Raw genomic sequence first — 16,761 nt, forward strand, 5'->3', positions numbered from 1 at the left:
AATTCGGCTTTCCGGAGGCCCTGGAGCCCGTCCCGGACGCAGCCTCCGGGCGCGGAATATGCCGGAGGTGACGGGGGTTAGGCAAGGCGGAAAGCTGAGCAGGTCAGGCCTCCGGCCGGGAGTCTTATGCTCCCTTAGTTGGAGGTTTTGCTGATGTCGCCTGCCGGCTTCCCGGTTCGCAAGACGCCGGTCATCAAGTCGTCGTTAACGGTCTTTGGTCCCGCGCACCAGCCTTCATCAAAAATTTTCCCGCCGCGACCATCATGCGCGGGTTCATTTGCCGGGAATAATGTTTTGGATTTCGCAAGCGCCGCTCCTTCTGTCGTCAAGTCGATCAGGCAGCGTGACCTCCTGAACACGTGGCTGCGACTTTATGCGCGCCAGCAGCTTGCACCGGCGATCTGGGAGTACCAGCCCGCCCGACTCGAGGAAGAATTGTCCGATCTCATCTACTACACGGTGGACAATTCGGGGCCGACGCCGAGCCTGACCATTCAGAGCGAGGGCACCCGCATCTCGCGCGCCTACGGCCATACGGGCAAGGGAATCCTGCTGGAGGATTATGTCGGGCCCCGGCTCGCGCCCTTCGTGATGCCGATCTATCATGAATGCGTGGCGCGCGGGCTTCCGGTCTACAGCGTTGCGGACGTCGACGACATCTATGGCCGCGTCGTCGCCTATGAACGGCTGCTGCTGCCTTTCCTGACCGACGACAGGGTCAGCCACGTCATCGCCTCGCTCAAGACCTTCTGCGAGGATGGTGGCTTCGAGATCAAGAATCTGCTGCGCGGAAATGACGCGCTGCCGCGGCCGAAACTGCGCACGGTGATCGATCGCGACCTGTTTCACAGCACACCCGGCCGCATCGTAGCCGCCGGAATCGTCGAATCCGCCGATCAGGCCGGTGGGCCTGACGTGACCGCCGAGATCATCGAGCTGAACTAGCTCTTGCGCGCTTTCGCACCGACTTCCTTGTCGTAGATATCGGGCTTGAAGCCGACCAGGAGCTTGCCGCCGATTTCGAGCACCGGCCGCTTGATCATCGATGGTTGCGCTAGCATCAGCGCCAGCGCCTTCTTTTCGGTCAGGCCTTCCTTGTCGGCATCGGGCAGCTTCTTGAAGGTGGTGCCGGCGCGATTGAGCAGCATGTCCCAGCCGAGCTTGTCGCTCCATTGCTTGAGCTTGTCCTTCTCCACGCCAGCGGCCTTGTAGTCGTGGAACTCGTAGGCCACGCCATGGGTATCGAGCCAGGCTCGCGCCTTCTTCATGGTGTCGCAGTTCTTGATGCCGTAGATGATGTTGGGCAAGACGGTCCTCGCGCATGCGTCGTGACGTGCCGTGGCGTTGTACGAAACTCCCGATCACGCGACAATATTGCGAACGACGCTTTCGACTTCTTCCGGACGGACACACCATGCACGTCACCCACGATCCTACCGCTGCCGCCTCACCGACCATCGACTTCAACGCGTTCCTTGCGGTCGATATCCGCGTCGGCACCATCGTCGATGCCAAGCCGTTTCCCGAGGCGCGCAAGCCGGCGTGGCGGCTGTGGATCGACTTCGGCCCGGCCATCGGCGTGCGCAAGAGTTCGGCGCAGATCACCGAGAACCATCCGCTCGAGACGCTGGTCGGACAGCAGGTCGCCGCGGTCGTCAATTTCCCGCCGCGCCAGATCGGGCCTGTCGTCTCCGAGGTGCTGACGCTCGGCTTCCCCGATGCCGACGGCAAGGTCGTGCTGATGCAGCCCAGCAAGCCGGTGCCGAACGGCGGGCGGCTGTTCTAGACTAGCGTCCTCGCGAGCGGATCTCCCATCACCCGATCCCCTTTGTCCGTCGAGCCAGGGCACTCGGGACTTGACCCGCATCCGTTCTGCCAATAAAAATGACTGACTGATCGTTTTTATATAATCACGGCTTTGATCGTGCCGTTTCCGGCTTTCCCTCTAAAACGATCGATCTGTCAGCTATTTATAGACGGGACGGATGCCCAAAATCAGCGACAAGAAGCGTGAAGACCGGCGTCAGCAGATCCTCGAAGCCGCGCTCGCCTGCTTTTCCGGCGACGGATTTCACCAGACCGGCATGGCCGACATCGTCAAGCGGTCGGGCCTGAGCCACGGCGCGGTCTATCTCTATTTTCAGAGCAAGGACGATCTGATCGAGGCCCTCGCCGATGACCGGCATCGCCGCGAGTCCGTGCTCAACTCGGTGGCGCAGGGATCCGGCGATCCCATCGGGGGACTGCACGCGCTGGTCCGCGTCTACACGCAATGGCTCACCGATCCCGCCGGCGAAGCGCGGCGCCGGGTCGGCATCCATGGCTGGTCCGAGGCGCTGCGCAACCGCCGCGTCCGCACCAGCGTCGTCGAGGGCATCGACATGCCGCGCGCGCTGATCGTCGCGCTGGTCGAGCGCGGCCAGCACGACGGCCTGATCAAGCGCGACATCGGCGCCGATGCGATCGCGCGCGTGCTGATCGCGATCTTCCAGGGCTTCGTGCTGCAAAAATGCTGGGGCGAGGATTTTGACGTCGCTGCCTGCATGGCGACTGTCACCACTGTGATCGACGGCTTTCGTACGGCCAAACCCGACGTCAAACGACGGACGAGGACATAAGCGATGTCGGGGATCCACGACCTCCTCGCCGGCGCCGGCGTCGGTCTCGTCGGCGGACTGACCTCGGGCTTCATGGGGACGAGCCCCGGCGGCGGCCTCGTCATCTTCAGCGTGCTGCTGCTCGGCGCCGAGCAACATGTCGCACAGGGCACCTCGCTGATCACGCAGATCCCGCCGACCGGCCTCGCCGGCGTGCGCCGCTACTGGGAGCATGGCAACCGCAGCCCACTGCTCTGGATCCTCTGGATCGGCCTCGGATTTCTGATCGGTGGCGCCGGCGGCGGCTATGCCGCGGCCGCGGTGACCGACGCGGTGCTGCAATGGACCTACGTCGTCTATCTCGTCGCGCTGATCGCCCTGCTGGTCCTGCGTCGCGACCGCAAGGACAGCGGCAGCGGCGGCGGCGATCAGGACCGCCGGCCCTGGTTCCCCCTGCTCCTCATCGGCGTACTCGCCGGCTTCTCCTCGGGCTTCATGGGCATTGGCGGCGGGCTCGCAATCACGGTCGGCCTCGCTGCCGGCTTGCGCGTGCCACAGCATCAGGCGCAGCTCGTCAGCCTCGTTTTCTTGGTCATTCCCACCAACATCCCGGCGGCCTGGATCTATTGGAGCAAGGGATTGATGGTCGGCTGGCCGGCCATCCTCGGCATCGTCGCCGGCCTCTGGGTCGGCACCGATCTCGGCGCCCGCGCGGCCAACGGCGTCAGCAAAGCCGTACTGCGCCGAACCATGATTGGGCTGGTCGCCTTGATGGCGATCTACATGAGCTACAAAGCGCTGGGCTAGCTTCAAGGACGCTTCGGAATGTTGAGCCCACGCTGCACGGCCGGACGCGCAAGCCCGCGTTCGAGCCAGGCGCCGACCGACTTGAACTGGCTGAATGCGACGAGATCGCCGGCTCCATAAAAGCCGATGAGATTGCGCACCCAGCCGAGCATCGAGATGTCGGCGATGGTGTAGTCGTCATCCATGAACCATTGGCGGCCCGCAAGATGCGCCTCCATCACGCCGAGCAGACGCTTGGATTCGCCGACGTAACGCTCGAGCGGACGCTTGTCCTCGAAATCCTTGCCGGCGAATTTGTGGAAGAAGCCGACCTGGCCGAACATCGGCCCGATTCCGCCCATCTGGAAATGCACCCACTGGATGGTCTGGTAGCGCCGCGCGGCATCCTGGGGCAGCAGCTTGCCGGTCTTCTCCGCGAGATATTGCAGGATCGCACCGGATTCGAACAGCGGCAGCGGCTTGCCGCCGGGACCGTTGGGATCGAGGATCGCCGGGATCTTGCCGTTGGGATTGAGCGAGAGGAACTCCGCCGTCTTCTGATCGTCCTTGCCGAAATCGACGAGATGGACCTCATAGGGCAACCCGATCTCCTCCAGCATGATCGAGACCTTCACGCCGTTCGGCGTCGGCAGCGAATAGAGCTGAAGCAATTCGGGATGTTTGGCGGGCCAACGCTTGGTGATCGCAAAGGCGGACAAATCAGACATCAGGACTCCGGCTTCGTTCGTGAGATGCCGCATAATCTAGGCGAGCCATCGCACGGCGCAAGGCCGGACCATTTCGACTACAATGGACGCAGCAGATGGTTCAGCGCGTAGAGCGCTTCGCTCTGGGCGCGCTGCTCGATGAAGAGTTGCCCCGTGACGAGCAATGCTCCGGTGAAAACGAGCGCGAGCATCGCTGTCGCGAACTGGCTGGCATCATTCATCGCACGAACTCTCTCAATTCGGTTCGCACGGGGAACGCGCGCCGGCCATTGTCAGTTCCTGCATGGCTCAAATAATTTGCCTGTTTTTCCTGGACGCGAGACCCGCCGCCCTCAATAGTTGATTTCCATCCGCAGTCCGCGCGGATCGATTTCGTCTCCACCGACACGCTGCGTGCTGTCCCGCGCCGCCACCGCACAGGCGCAGGCATCAATGAGATCGTCGCGGTCGATGCCGGTGCCGTGGCGCCGCGTCAGCCATTTCGGCAGGTGCGTGAAGCCACGTTGTGTCAGTAGTGCAATGCGCTGCTCCCGGCCTTCCGCCGACGTCTTCCTGGCAAGCCGGACTTGTCCCGCGAGATTCCAGAAGATCAATTCCGGATGCGCCTCGCCGATTGTTGCCTGCTGTTCCGGCGTCATGATCTGGTCGACGTCTTTGATCTTGTCCCTGATGTTCCAGAGCTGCGCCGACACGCCCCTGCCCTTGCCTTCCTGCTCCCAGTAGTGGCTGTTGGCCGCGGTCATGTCGGGAAACGTCCAGAGGTCGCGGCGGGCGCCGAGGAATACCGCGGGGCCCACCATCTCGCGCGCACGCAAGTCGCAGATCCGATAGCCGCTCGGCTTCAACCCGATCGGCATGTCGATCATCGCGCGCGCATGCGGCATCGCGAGCAGGCGCGTCAGACCCGGCGAATAGTCGAATCCATGCTGGCCGCGATCATCGATCCACGCGGCGACCCAGCCGAAACGAAATCCGTCGAGACCGAGATAATTCTTCACACGTCCCGCCGTGCCTCCAATGAACGCTCGCTCATCTCTCACCCCCATGCCGCGGGGAATCGACTTCAGATCGTCTGAGCTTGATAACAGCTCGTGACTCACCTCGTCAGATACTCGCGCAACAAGGCGCGGGCGCGATGCAGGCGCGCTTTCACGGTCTGCCGCGTGGCCCCAAGCGCGTCGGCAATTTCGTCGATCGTCATCTCCTCGACGTCGCGCATCAGCGCGACATCGCGGTAATGCGGCGGCAGCGCCTCGAAGGCTGCGGCGACGTCTAGCCGCAAATCGGCCTCGGGACGCGACAGCAGCGCAGCCTCCGCTTCAGTTTCGTCGATCGACGGCGCAAGGCCCGCCTTGCGGGCGAGCCGGAGGCATTCGCGACGGACCACGCTGAACAGCCAAGCGGACATTGCAAGCAGCGAGCGGATCGTGCCGACATGACGGAACAGGATCCACAGCGCTTCCTGCGCGGCATCCTCGGCATCCGCCGAACTCCGGCAGGTGGCTCGTGCGTAGCGGCGGATGTCCGGCTGCGCCGTTTCGAGCAGGCCGGCGATCGCCTCGATATCGCCGAGCCGCGCTGCCTCGAACTGGTCCAGCGAGATCGCAGCCGCGTTCACGACACGCCTCCCCTGCCGATGCCGGCCATCGCGCACATCGGACAATAGCCGACGAGACCGGTCAGCGCGAAGCCGGCGCCGCCAAGCGCGACCAACCATGCCGCCGGACCAGCGAGATAGACCAATGCCACGACCGCCACCGCGATCCCTGCTGCAACCCGCACCGCCTGGTGCATGCCGCCGATATTCTTCCTGTAAAACGCCATCGCATCCTCCGAGATGAGCCGAGGCTGATAGCCTCGACCACAGAGAGAGCGCGATGGCCAAAAAGGATTCGCCAGGCTGGGCATTTTTTTCGCGGTCAGCCTCCGACGGCCTGGTAGGCAATGCGCGTGAACTCGAAGAAGAACGGGTTCCAGAAGCCCATATGGCGCTGGGCCATCAGGACGCCTGCAGTATTTGCCTGCGGGCAGATCCACCAATGGGTGCCGGCAAGGCCCCCCCACTGGAATTCGCCGGTGGAGTGCGGGGGATCGAACGGCGTCGGCGCGAAGGTCACGGCGCCGCCGAGGCCAAAGCCCTTACCGGGTATCGGGCCGAGATTGGCGAAACGGATGGTCTGGCCTGCCGGTAGCTGGTTGGTCATCATCTGCCGCAAGGTCTCAGGCTTCAGCAGCGAATCCGGCCCAGGCACCAGCGCCTTCACCAAGGCCAGCATATCCGGCAAGGTCGAGACCAGACCGCCGCCCCCCGACAGCCGCGGGAACGGCCGCCGATAGGCCTGCGGATACGGCAGATTGTCAGCGCGCGTCAGGCCCGGCTTCATCGGATCGAGCACATCCGTCCCGGTGTAATGCGCGACCAGCCTGTCCTGCTGCGCCTCAGGCACGGAGAAGCCGGTATCGGTCATGCCGAGCGGATCGAAGATGCCCACCTTGAGGAAGACATCGAGCGGCTTGCCCGAGACAACCTCCACGACACGGCCGAGCACGTCGGTCGCCACCGAATATTCCCAGGACATGCCGGGATGATAGGACAGCGGCAGATCTGCGAGCTGGTCGATCATGTCGGGCAGCGGCGTCAGCGGATTGAGCACGCGCGCGTCGTTGTAGCCCTTGAACAGCACCGATCCGGGATCGAAGATGCCGTAGCTGAGACCGGACGTATGGGTCAGCAGGTGCCGGATCGTGATCGGGCTTTTCGCCGGCTCGACATCGGCGAGGCTCGACGCACCCTGCTTCAGCACCTTCCGATTGCCGAGTTGCGGCAGGAATTTCTCGACCGGATCATCGAGCCCGATGCGGCCCTCCTCGACCAGCAGCATGATCGCCGAGGTCACGAAGATCTTGGTGTTGGAGAACGCGCGAAAAATATGGTCGGGCCGCAGCGCCGTCTTCGCCTCGCGATCGGCAAAGCCGACGCATTGCTGATCGACCACCTCGCGCCCGCGCAGCACCGCCCAGGACACGCCGGGAATGATCTCCTGGTCCACGTAGCGCTGCATCGCCGTCCGTGCAGCGGAAAAATCTTGCGTTCTGGCATCCATGGACTGGTCTCTCCCCGACATGATTGCGATGGATATAGCAACGAATCGGCTGCGGGGAAGCCTGTTCGCGTCAGGCGTGGACCGCACCGGCCAGACCCGGATTTTTGTTTCACCGCGTGTTCGTCCCGGCGCGAGCAACACAACGAAAACACCGGCAATCCCTGCGGCAAGACCTCGTTAAGCGCGCGACCTTTAGCCTCACACCCATGTTCAGCGTATCCACGACTTCACCAGGGGTGACCGGCAATGACCTCGATTTCTGCAACGACCAGCAATTCCTACTCTCCACTCGACCGCCTCAAGAGCGAACTCACCAAGGAAGTCTCGGCGGGCACCATCTCGTCGAGTGATGAATCCGCGCTGTCGTCCGCGCTTGACGACATCGATTCGGCGATGAAGAGCGGCGCATCGAGCTCGAGCTCCTCGTCGCCGCCCTCCTCCGACGAGATGCAATCCAAGATCGACGATCTCATCCAGAGCGAAGTGTCGAGCGGCAAGCTGACCAGCGACCAGGCGAGCGAGTTGAAGAACGTGTTCGCCAACACCTTCTCCGGCAGTGCCGATGGCCCAGGTGGACCGCCGCCCCCACCACCGACGGATGGGACCAGCGACTCATCGAGCACGAGCAGTACCGACTCAACCTCCTCGTCCGATTCCTCCTCTAGCTCGTCCTCGACCACCACCGCGGAGCTGATGAAGGAACTGATCTCGCTGCTTCAGAACGCAACCAGCCAGTCGACTTCCTACGGCTCCAGCGGCAATTCCAACTCGTCTTCGGCGAGTTCGCTGCTCGTCGACTACAAGACCTGATCGCAATGGCCCGGCGGACGCCGCCGGGCCATCATTCCTTCATGAAGGCCGTGACGTGCAGGCGGCGGCGGATGCGCATGCCCTGCCGCTCGTACAGCGCGATCGCAGACGTGTTGCTCGAAAACACGTGCAGGAACGGAATTTCACCACGCGCCTCGATCCGGCGCGCGACGGCCGCGAGCAGCGCCTGCGCATAGCCGCGCCCGCGGTAGTCAGGGTGGACGCAGACCGCCGTCATCTCGACGAACTTGCCGGGCTTCATCCGCTCGCCTGTCATCGCGACCAATTCGCCTCCGGCGCGAATGCCGAGGAACGTACCCAGTTCGTGCGTCCGCGCGGCGAACGGCCCCGGCTTGGTCAGCGTCGTCAGCGCCGTCATCGCAGGAACGTCGGCCTTGCCGAGCGTGACGACCTCGGCGTCGCGCAGCGGGCAATCGGCGGGTGAGCCGATCATCTGCTCGCCACTCTCCGCGATCACGACCCTGAATCCAGCGGGAACGTCGACCGGCTCCGGCGTGAACAGCGCGACAACCTGCGACGGCAACATGAGTTCGCCGAGCGCGGCGAAACTCGCCGCGGACAGGTCGACCATGTCGGCGAACGGCGTCATGTCCACGGGATAACGCAGCGCGCGCGGCCCGCCCTCCGCCAGATGCTTCTGGCTGGTCGTCAGTGCACTCCAGATCGGACGATCCAGCAGCGCCTCATCGCTGTCGGACACCGGCTCAGTCCCTGTCGAAGCTGACGATCACGGCCGCATTGGCGATCAGGATGGGGTCGTTGGCTACCTCCGTGGCCGACGGAATCTCCAGCCCGCCCTTGACCGCGGTGACAGTCACGGAGCCGTAAGGCAGCTCCTTCGCGACGGCCTCCTTGTCAACCGCCTCCGGGTTCGGCACCCCGATGGTAACATCGACGAACATGTCGTTCGCGGTCTTGCCGATCATCCGGAAGAAGCCGAGGCTCGAATGCCTGATGGCATCAGAAACGGCGCGCTTCGCCGCCTTGGTCGCGTCCCGGCCGTGAACGTCGACGCCCATGCCCATCTCGGTAACACAACGAACGCGAGTCATGTTCATTCCTGTCGGTGCTGGAGTTCAGAGGGGCAGACCTTCCGCGATCCGCGCCTCCGGCACAAGCGCCTTTTCGCGCAGGAAATAGGCGTTGCGGTCCTCCTCCTGCGCGTTCACGACCGCGCGAATTCGCAGCAAATCCTTGCGAGCGACGAGGCCAACGACGCGATGGCTGGCACGATCGACCACCGGCAGCCGCCCGAGATCGGAGGCGACCATGAGATCGGCAACCCGCCCCAGCACGTCGTCGGGATGCGCGACCACGCTGGAGCTGTCCGAGACGACGTCATCAAGCGTCGCCGCCTGATGATTACCCTCGGTGCGCCAGCGCAGCACGTCGGCGCGGGTGACCATGCCGCTCAATCGTCCATCGGCAGCCACGACAGGATAGGATTTGTGACGGCGCTGGTCCGACGTGAAGAAAGCCACGGCCGCGTCGACCGACATGTCGACCGGCAGTGTGTCGACTCTCGTGACCATGACATCGGCCGTGCGCATCAGCTCGAACGGGTCGATCGCGTATTCGCGGGTGATGTGCTGGCCGCGGCGCGCGATCTTCTCGGTCAGGATCGAGCGCTTGAGCAACAGTACCGTGACGGCGTGCGCAGCGCCGGTCGCCGCCAGCAGCGGCAGCAGCATGTCGATATTGCCGGTCAGCTCGATCGCGAACATCACGCCGGTCAGCGGCGAACGCATCGTGCCGCCCATCATCGCCGCCATGCCGACCAGCGCCCAGAACGATGCGCCACCGGGAAGCAACAGCCCCTCCATCCAGCCAGCCGTGCCGCCGAGAATGAGCAGCGGCGCCAGCACGCCGCCCGACGTGCCCGAGCTGAGCGCGACCACCCAGATCACGGACTTCACCAACAAGAGCCGGATCGCCTCGTCGCGCACCATGTGACCGGACAACAGATCCGCAATGACGTCGTAGCCGACGCCGAGCGCGCGTGGATCGATGAGCCCGCCGAGCCCGACGACAAGGCCGCCGAGCATCGGCCACCACATCCAGTGCATCGGCAGATGATCGAACAAATCCTCGATCGCGTAGAGCAGCCGCGTCATCAGGCCGGATTGCAGGCCTGCGACGATGCCGACGCCGATTGCGGCGGCAAGCCCCCACCAGGGCAGATCCGGCCGCTCCGCGAACGGAAACAGCGGTCCGGTCCCGAACAGCAGCGGGCGCCACGCCGCCGAGACCACCGCTCCCGTCACCACGGGGAGGAAGCTGCGCGGCTTCCATTCGAACAGCAGCAGCTCGACCGCGAGCAGCACCGCCGCAATCGGCGTGCCGAAGATCGCCGTCATGCCGGCGGCCGCCCCCGCGACCAGCAGTGTCTTGCGTTCGGCCGCGGTGAGATGGAAGCACTGGGCGAAGATCGAACCGATCGCGCCGCCCGTCATGATGATCGGTCCCTCGGCGCCGAACGGACCGCCGCTTCCGATCGACACCGCCGAGGACAGCGGCTTCAGGATCGCGACCTTCGGCTGCATCCGGCTGCCGCCGATCAGGATCGCCTCGATCGCCTCGGGGATGCCGTGGCCCCGGATCTTCTCCGAGCCGAACCGCGCCATCAATCCGATCACGAGACCGCCGAGCGCCGGTGCCAGCACCATCCATATCCCGGGATGGGCATTGGCCAGCGAGACGTTCCCGGTGCTGACATGGCCGAACCAGACCAGATTGGTCACCAGCGCAATCAGCTTCAGCAGCACCCAGGAGGCCCCAGCACTGATGCTGCCGACCAGCAGCGCCATGCCGATCAGGACCAGCACGCGGCGGTCGGCGGTAAAGTCTCCGGGCTTGCCGCGATGACGCGGGAGGCCACCTGTCATGTCGGGAGGCTGGCGCATGAATTGCTCTTGTCGGGAGGATTCTTCGCGCCTGCAATATATCGTAGCACGATATATATCAAGGAATGTCTGGTATGATCCTCCCGGCAATTTCTGAGAGTTTTCCCTTATTTCTGCCGCGCCCGCAGCTCGTCGACCAGCACTCGTACGTTCTCCGAATAGTCGATCGGGATCGAAACCAGGTGCACGCCGCCTTCCTTGAATGCCGCGTCGAGGGTCGGACCAAAGCTGTCGATGCTTTCGATACGGTGACCCTTGGCGCCATAGGCCTTGGCATAGAGCGCAAAGTCGGGGTTGCCGAACGTCATGCCATAATCGGCAAAGTGGTCGACGGCCTGCTTCCAGCGGATCATGCCGTAAGAGTTGTCCTCCAGCACCAGCACCACCAGATTCAGCTGGAGGCGGACGGCGGTCTCCATCTCCTGGCTGTTCATCATGAAGCCGCCGTCGCCGGCGACCGCGAGCACGCGGCGGTTGGGATAAAGCATTGCGGCCATCATCGCCGACGGCAGGCCGGCACCCATCGTCGCAAGCGCGTTGTCGAGCAAGAGCGTGTTGGCGACACGGGTGCGATAGTTGCGCGCGAACCAGATCTTGTACATCCCGTTGTCGAGCGCAACGATGCCGTTCTCGGGGATGATCTGGCGGATGTCGTGCACGATCCGCTGCGGCGTCGGCGGCCAGCGCGTCTCGGTGGCGCGGTCGGCGATGTGGTTGAGGATCTCTTCGCGGAGCGGCAACAGCGCGGCCGCCTGCGGCAGCTTGCCTTCGAGGCGATCGGCCAGAAGCTCCAGGCTCGGGCCGACATCGCCGACCACCTCGGCATCGGGGAAGTAGACCAGCTCGACGCTGGCGGAAGTGTAGCTGACGTGGATGACCTTCGGCCCCGACGGCCCCATGATGAAGGGCGGCTTCTCGATCGGATCATGGCCGATCGCCACGATCAGGTCGGCGGCGTCGATGGCGTCGTGAACGTAGTCGCGCTCGGACAGCGCCGCGGTGCCCATGTAGAGATTGGTGCCGCCGGGAACGGTGCCCTTGCCCATTTGCGTCGTGAAGAACGGGATGCCGGTCCGCCGCACGAAGCTGGCGATACCGTGTGTCGAGCGAGGCCGGCTGGTCGCGGCGCCCATCATCGCCAGCGGACGCTTTGCGGCCAAGATCATCTCGGCGGCGCGATCGAGCGCGGCACGGTGGGCGACGGGGATCTCGATCGGATGGATCGGGATCACAGGAACGGCTTCGACTTCGTCGCCGGCGATGTCCTCGGGCAGTTCGAGATGCACCGGTCCCGGTCGCTCCTCCATTGCCACGCGAAAGGCGTCGCGCACCACCGTCGGAATTGATGAGGCGCTGACGATCTGCCGCGACAGCTTCGTCAGCGGCTTCATCGTCGCGACCACGTCCACGATCTGGAAACGCGCCTGCCGGCTGCTCATGATCGGCTTCTGGCCGGTGATGAGGATCATCGGCATCGCGCCGAGATGCGCGTAGGCCGCGCCGGTCGACAGGTTGAGCGCGCCGGGGCCGAGGGTCGATAGACACACGCCGGGCTTACCGGTCAGCCTTCCGTGGGTCGCCGCCATGAAGGCGGCGGCCTGCTCGTGGCGCGTCAGGACCAGCTCGATCTTGGACGTGCGCAGCGATTCGACGAGGTCGAGGTTCTCCTCGCCGGGCACACCGAAAATGCGGTCGACGCCCTCGTTCTCCAGCGCAGCGACGAACAGGTCCGATCCTTTGACTTTGCGTTCCTGCCCGCTCATGTCGCCTCCGCGGTCGTTAGCTCCCGCTTCCGCCGGGAACCTCGCTCGCATCGTAACCGCGCGGCGCTCGGGCACAACTCACAATGCAGGTGGCTTTTCAGGGTGCACGAATTTTCCGCTGCCGCTCGCCTTGCAGGCGCGCGATCACGGCGTTGACGCGCGGATCTTGAATCGGGCTGTGCGGCCGATCAGTCATTTCCACGCATTCGTATCGTCACTTGCCCATGATTTCCGCTGCCGCGCGCTCCAGGACGCCGGCGATGCGACGTGCTTCGGCGGAGTCGCTGCCGTGCTTGGTCCGCAGCGCGCGCTTGAGGTTGTGGCGGGCGCGATGAAGCTCGTCGGAGGCATCGGCATCGAGATCGCTGACGCCTGCAAAGGCCTCGCGCACCTCGTCCATGCGGCGTCCGATCCGCGACAGCGCTTGGAGGATCGCATCCGCGGTGCCGCGCTGCTCGGCCAAATAAGCCTCGCCCTGCGGCGTGATGCTGTAGAGCTTGCGGCCGCCATCCTGCGCGACGTTCGCGTTGCCGACCTCTTCGAGATAGGTCAGCGCCGGATAGATCACGCCGGGGCTCGGCGTGTAGAATCCCTCCGAGCGCTCCTCGATGATCTTGATCAGTTCGTAGCCATGCGCCGGCTTGTCGGCGAGCAACGCCAGGATCACGAGCTGGAGATCCTGCGAGGATAGCCGCCTTGCGCCCGGAAAGTCGTCGCCGCCCCGCCCAAAAAAGCCATGCCCGCCGCGGCCGAAACGATGCCGTCCGCCGTGCCGACCCATGGCGAAATGGGCGAAGTGCCCGAAGTGGAAGTCTTTGTGGTCTCGGTGCTTACCAAACATATCTTACGTCTCCTTCTCAAAACATATCTTACGATATAGCTTGCGTTAGTCTCCGCGCAAATCACGGGTCCGTGATCCTTCGCCGGCCGAAGCAGCGACCGCCGGCCGCTATTCGGCGGCTTCGCTGTGGGGGACGCCCTGCTCGACCTCCAGCTGGAGAATGTCGTTGAAGCGGTTGAAGGCGCCGCACAGCGCGATGCGCCAGGTCAGCTCGACGATCTGGGCTTCCGAGAAATGCGCGCGCAGGCGAGCAAAGATCTCGTCGCGCGTCCTGTTCCAGACGTTGGTGACGGCGATCGAATACTCGACGACGAGCTTGTCGAGCTCGTCGAGCTCAGGATGATCCTTGTAATCGACGAGGCGCGCGGCGCCTTCCTCCGATACGCCCTGCACCGCAAGTTTCGGCGCGTGGTGCGAGACGCAGTAGTCGCATTTGTTGAGCAGCGACACCGTGACCAGGGCAAGCTCGAGATGGCGCTTCGAGATCATGCCTTCGCTGGCGAGATCGACCAGCAGCGACCACATGTGCTTGAAGATCGGCGCGCGATGCGCCATCACACCGGCCTGGTTCTCGAACGCGCCATAGGTCGTCATCTTGTCCCACAGCGGTCTCAGCGTCTCCGGCAGATCGTCCCTTGTCTTGATCGAAACGCGCGACATGGCATGTCCCCCCCGTTGGACGATGCATGCTGCCACACGGGCGGGCCCGCGCGCTACCTTTCGATCGCAAACGCATGACACCCAAGACAAGGGCGGCGACGGCGGATGGACAATCTTCATCCTCTTATCGGGAAAATGCCGCGCGGCAATTGACGTCAAACGTAATATCTGACTAAAGTCAGACAATGTTCGATCCAGTCTCCCGCGTCCGCCGCTTCAACCGCGCCGTAACCTCCGCCGTCGGCGCGCTCGACACGTCCTTCCTCGGGCGCGGGCGGCCGCTCGGGGCGGCGCGAGTGCTCAACGCGATCGGCCATGGCCGCTCCGACGTCGGCGAAATCCGCGACTATCTCGGCCTCGATTCCGGGCTGATGAGCCGGCTGTTGCGCAGCCTGGAGGATGAAGGCCTGGTCGAGACGCAAGCGCATGAGGACGATGCGCGGCGCCGCGTGGCGCGCCTGACGCGCGCGGGCAAGCGCGAATTCGCAGCCTATGAGGCGATGTCGAACGAGCAAGCCGAAGGCTTCCTCGCGCGAAACTCGCAAGCCGAGGCGCTGCTGGCGGCGATGGATCTGATCGCCTCGGCGCTGACGCGGGATCGTATCGCGCTCACCGACATGGATCCGCGCAGCGACGAGGCGCGCCATTGCCTCGGCGAGTACTACGCCGAGCTCGGCCGCCGCTTCAAACAGGGCTTTGACGTTTCGCTGTCGCGCGATCCTGACGCCAAGGACATGCGCCGGCCGCGCGGAAGCTTCATCGTCGCGATGTCGGACACGTTGCCGATCGGCTGCGTCGGCCTGAAGGGCACCGATCACGGCTATGCCGAGATCAAGCGTCTCTGGGTCGCGCCGTCCGCGCGGGGATTGGGGCTCGGCAAGCGCCTGATGGACGTGGCCGAGGATGCCGCGCGCTCGCTCGGCATCGCCGTCTTGCGGCTCGACACCAACAGCGCGCTGCCGGAGGCCGGCCGGCTGTACCGCACCACCGGATGGCGCGAGATCCCGCGCTTCAACGACGATCCGTACCCGGATCTGTTCTTCGAAAAACAGATCCGGGCCTAGGTTCCGTCAGACCGCAACCGGGGCTGGCGCCGGCTGGCTTTGCGGCTTCGGGAACGGGCGGAACGTCATCGCCATCAGGAACGCGCCGAGGCCCATCGCCCAGGAGCCGATATAGAGCCAGGCGTAGCTGGAGAACGCGTCGTAGATCATGCCGCCGGCGAGCGGGCCGGTCGCCATGCCGAGGCTGCCGGCCATCGCCGTGCCGCCGATCACGGTGCCCATCATGCGCAGCGGAAAGTTCTCGCGGATGATCACCGCGTAGAGCGGCATGGTGCCGGCATAGATGAAGCCGAACACCATCGCGACCGCGTAGAAGGTGGTGAGCTGATGGGCGAAGACGTAGGCGAGCGCGCCGAAGGCTTGCGCGAGCAGGCCCGAGACCAGCACGCGCTTGGCCCCCAACCGATCGCCCATCAGGCCGAAGGCGATGCGGCCGCCGAGACCGGCGAGGCCCTCGACGCTGTAGATCGTCACCGCGGAGATCAGCGGGATGCCGCAGCTCACGGCATAGCTGACGGTGTGGATGATCGGGCCGGAATGGGTGGCGCAGCAGAAGAAATTGGTGGCGAGCAGGATCAGGAATTGCGGCGAGCGCAGCGCTTCGCTCCTGGACATCTCGGCTTGCGCGCCGCCCTCGCCCATCGCCGCCACCGGCGGATTCGCAAGCGCCGGCGGCCGGCGCACCAAGAGCGCGACCGGGATCATGATGGCGCCGACCACCAGCGCCACGATCTGCATCGACGTACGCCAGTCATGATGAGAGACGAGCCAGGCCGCGAACGGCGACATCGTCATCGGCGCCACGCCCATGCCGGCCGACACCAGTGACACCGCGAGACCGCGATGGGTGTCGAACCAGCCGGTGACGGTCGCCATCATCGGCGCGAAGATCGCGGCGCAGGAGGCGCCGGTCATGAGCCCGAACACGAACTGGAAGGCGATCAGCGAGGTCGCATGGCTCGCGGCGAACAGGCTCAGCGCCAGCACCGTCGATCCCGTCAGCACCACCGGCAGCGGCCCGAACTTGTCCGTCAGCGTACCCCAGATCATGCTGCTGCAGGCCATCGCAAGAAAGCCGATCGTCATCGCGCTGGAGATGCCGGTCACCGACCAGCCGGTGTCCTTGGCGATCGGCTGCAGGAACACCGGCAGCGAAAACATGCCGCCGATCGCGACGCAGCCGAGCAGGCCGCCGGCGGCGACGATCACCCAGCGATATCTGGAAGCAGGCATTGAATGTCTCCCGTCAGGTCTGTCTCACATGGAAGACGAATGGGAATGCTGGAGACCGACACGCTCGCGTCATTTTTCGTAGCAGGCTTTTGCGGCCCGCCAGGAAAAATATCGAAAACAACCCCATGCACAGTAGCCGGCCCCGCGCGATCAATGACTTACGGGGCGGCCAAATCACATGACTGGGAACTCGCGAGACCACAGCAAATTTGACACGTCGGGCAAAACACTGGCATCCTGTCATGATCCCG

20 protein-coding genes are annotated in these 16,761 nt (G+C 64.4%); 6 read left to right on the plus strand and 14 right to left on the minus strand.

Annotated elements, in window-relative coordinates; all coding sequences use genetic code 11:
• The first annotated feature begins 294 nt into the window (after nucleotides 1–294).
• On the plus strand, nucleotides 295–945 hold the full coding sequence (locus QY049_RS05680; protein ID WP_258762002.1) for a hypothetical protein: 651 nt from the start codon (nucleotides 295–297) through the stop codon (nucleotides 943–945).
• Here the strand turns inward: QY049_RS05680 and QY049_RS05685 are convergent.
• The gene (locus QY049_RS05685; RefSeq protein WP_301269188.1) at nucleotides 942–1,307 is read right to left on the minus strand and encodes an ArsC family reductase; all 366 of its coding nucleotides are present in this window, start codon (nucleotides 1,305–1,307) and stop codon (nucleotides 942–944) included. The genes QY049_RS05680 and QY049_RS05685 overlap by 4 nt on opposite strands.
• A 107-nt stretch (nucleotides 1,308–1,414) precedes the next feature.
• On the opposite strand from QY049_RS05685, the gene QY049_RS05690 reads away from it, so the two are divergent.
• From QY049_RS05690 to QY049_RS05700, 3 genes are all read left to right on the plus strand, one after another.
• On the plus strand, nucleotides 1,415–1,786 hold the full coding sequence (locus QY049_RS05690) for a tRNA-binding protein (RefSeq protein ID WP_258762004.1): 372 nt from the start codon (nucleotides 1,415–1,417) through the stop codon (nucleotides 1,784–1,786).
• A 199-nt stretch (nucleotides 1,787–1,985) separates the two neighbouring features.
• On the plus strand, nucleotides 1,986–2,618 hold the full coding sequence (locus QY049_RS05695) for a TetR/AcrR family transcriptional regulator (protein ID WP_258762005.1): 633 nt from the start codon (nucleotides 1,986–1,988) through the stop codon (nucleotides 2,616–2,618).
• 3 nt (nucleotides 2,619–2,621) lie between these two features.
• Nucleotides 2,622–3,404 (plus strand): sulfite exporter TauE/SafE family protein, encoded by a 783-nt coding sequence (locus tag QY049_RS05700; RefSeq protein ID WP_258762006.1) that lies wholly within the window; start codon nucleotides 2,622–2,624, stop codon nucleotides 3,402–3,404.
• A gap of 2 nt (nucleotides 3,405–3,406) precedes the next feature.
• Here QY049_RS05700 and QY049_RS05705 read toward each other — a convergent pair whose 3' ends face one another.
• The 6 genes from QY049_RS05705 to QY049_RS05730 all read right to left on the minus strand — a co-directional run bounded on the left by QY049_RS05705 (nucleotide 3,407) and on the right by QY049_RS05730 (nucleotide 7,215).
• Nucleotides 3,407–4,111: a glutathione S-transferase family protein gene (locus tag QY049_RS05705; RefSeq protein ID WP_194476333.1), complete on the minus strand. Its 705-nt coding sequence runs from the start codon at nucleotides 4,109–4,111 to the stop codon at nucleotides 3,407–3,409.
• A 77-nt stretch (nucleotides 4,112–4,188) separates the two neighbouring features.
• Nucleotides 4,189–4,332 (minus strand): hypothetical protein, encoded by a 144-nt coding sequence (locus tag QY049_RS05710; RefSeq protein WP_194476334.1) that lies wholly within the window; start codon nucleotides 4,330–4,332, stop codon nucleotides 4,189–4,191.
• A gap of 111 nt (nucleotides 4,333–4,443) precedes the next feature.
• Nucleotides 4,444–5,109, minus strand: coding sequence for a DUF429 domain-containing protein (locus QY049_RS05715; protein ID WP_258762007.1), 666 nt, complete (start codon nucleotides 5,107–5,109; stop codon nucleotides 4,444–4,446).
• Nucleotides 5,110–5,207: 98 nt separating this feature from the next.
• Nucleotides 5,208–5,729, minus strand: a complete 522-nt coding sequence (locus tag QY049_RS05720) for an RNA polymerase sigma factor (RefSeq protein ID WP_258762008.1) — start codon at nucleotides 5,727–5,729, stop codon at nucleotides 5,208–5,210.
• The gene (locus QY049_RS05725) at nucleotides 5,726–5,935 is read right to left on the minus strand and encodes a DUF2892 domain-containing protein (protein WP_194476337.1); all 210 of its coding nucleotides are present in this window, start codon (nucleotides 5,933–5,935) and stop codon (nucleotides 5,726–5,728) included. The genes QY049_RS05720 and QY049_RS05725 overlap by 4 nt, the downstream gene beginning before the upstream one ends.
• 95 nt (nucleotides 5,936–6,030) lie before the next feature.
• Complete coding sequence (locus QY049_RS05730; protein WP_258762009.1) at nucleotides 6,031–7,215, minus strand: serine hydrolase; 1,185 nt, start codon at nucleotides 7,213–7,215, stop codon at nucleotides 6,031–6,033.
• Between the two features lie 246 nt (nucleotides 7,216–7,461).
• On the opposite strand from QY049_RS05730, the gene QY049_RS05735 reads away from it, so the two are divergent.
• Nucleotides 7,462–8,025, plus strand: coding sequence for a hypothetical protein (locus QY049_RS05735; protein WP_258762010.1), 564 nt, complete (start codon nucleotides 7,462–7,464; stop codon nucleotides 8,023–8,025).
• Between the two features lie 31 nt (nucleotides 8,026–8,056).
• Here the strand turns inward: QY049_RS05735 and QY049_RS05740 are convergent, their stop codons facing one another.
• The 6 genes from QY049_RS05740 to QY049_RS05765 all read right to left on the minus strand — a co-directional run bounded on the left by QY049_RS05740 (nucleotide 8,057) and on the right by QY049_RS05765 (nucleotide 14,213).
• Nucleotides 8,057–8,746 (minus strand): GNAT family N-acetyltransferase, encoded by a 690-nt coding sequence (locus QY049_RS05740; RefSeq protein WP_258762011.1) that lies wholly within the window; start codon nucleotides 8,744–8,746, stop codon nucleotides 8,057–8,059.
• 4 nt (nucleotides 8,747–8,750) lie between these two features.
• A complete protein-coding gene (locus tag QY049_RS05745; RefSeq protein WP_258762012.1) occupies nucleotides 8,751–9,098 on the minus strand; it encodes a Lin0512 family protein in 348 nt (115 codons plus the stop codon).
• 24 nt (nucleotides 9,099–9,122) lie between these two features.
• Nucleotides 9,123–10,949 (minus strand): chloride channel protein, encoded by a 1,827-nt coding sequence (locus QY049_RS05750; RefSeq protein WP_258762013.1) that lies wholly within the window; start codon nucleotides 10,947–10,949, stop codon nucleotides 9,123–9,125.
• Nucleotides 10,950–11,056: 107 nt separating this feature from the next.
• Complete coding sequence (locus QY049_RS05755) at nucleotides 11,057–12,712, minus strand: acetolactate synthase large subunit (protein WP_258762014.1); 1,656 nt, start codon at nucleotides 12,710–12,712, stop codon at nucleotides 11,057–11,059.
• Between the two features lie 214 nt (nucleotides 12,713–12,926).
• Nucleotides 12,927–13,553, minus strand: a complete 627-nt coding sequence (locus QY049_RS05760) for a PadR family transcriptional regulator (protein WP_258762015.1) — start codon at nucleotides 13,551–13,553, stop codon at nucleotides 12,927–12,929.
• A 108-nt stretch (nucleotides 13,554–13,661) separates the two neighbouring features.
• Complete coding sequence (locus QY049_RS05765) at nucleotides 13,662–14,213, minus strand: carboxymuconolactone decarboxylase family protein (protein ID WP_258762016.1); 552 nt, start codon at nucleotides 14,211–14,213, stop codon at nucleotides 13,662–13,664.
• A gap of 185 nt (nucleotides 14,214–14,398) precedes the next feature.
• Between QY049_RS05765 and QY049_RS05770 the strand changes: the two genes are divergently transcribed.
• Nucleotides 14,399–15,277, plus strand: coding sequence for a helix-turn-helix domain-containing GNAT family N-acetyltransferase (locus QY049_RS05770; protein WP_258762017.1), 879 nt, complete (start codon nucleotides 14,399–14,401; stop codon nucleotides 15,275–15,277).
• 6 nt (nucleotides 15,278–15,283) lie between these two features.
• On the opposite strand, the gene QY049_RS05775 is transcribed toward QY049_RS05770, so the two are convergent.
• Nucleotides 15,284–16,510, minus strand: coding sequence for an MFS transporter (locus tag QY049_RS05775; RefSeq protein ID WP_258762018.1), 1,227 nt, complete (start codon nucleotides 16,508–16,510; stop codon nucleotides 15,284–15,286).
• Nucleotides 16,511–16,761 lie beyond the last annotated feature (251 nt).

The organism is Bradyrhizobium sp. WYCCWR 13022 (assembly GCF_030435535.1).
Lineage (GTDB): Bacteria > Pseudomonadota > Alphaproteobacteria > Rhizobiales > Xanthobacteraceae > Bradyrhizobium.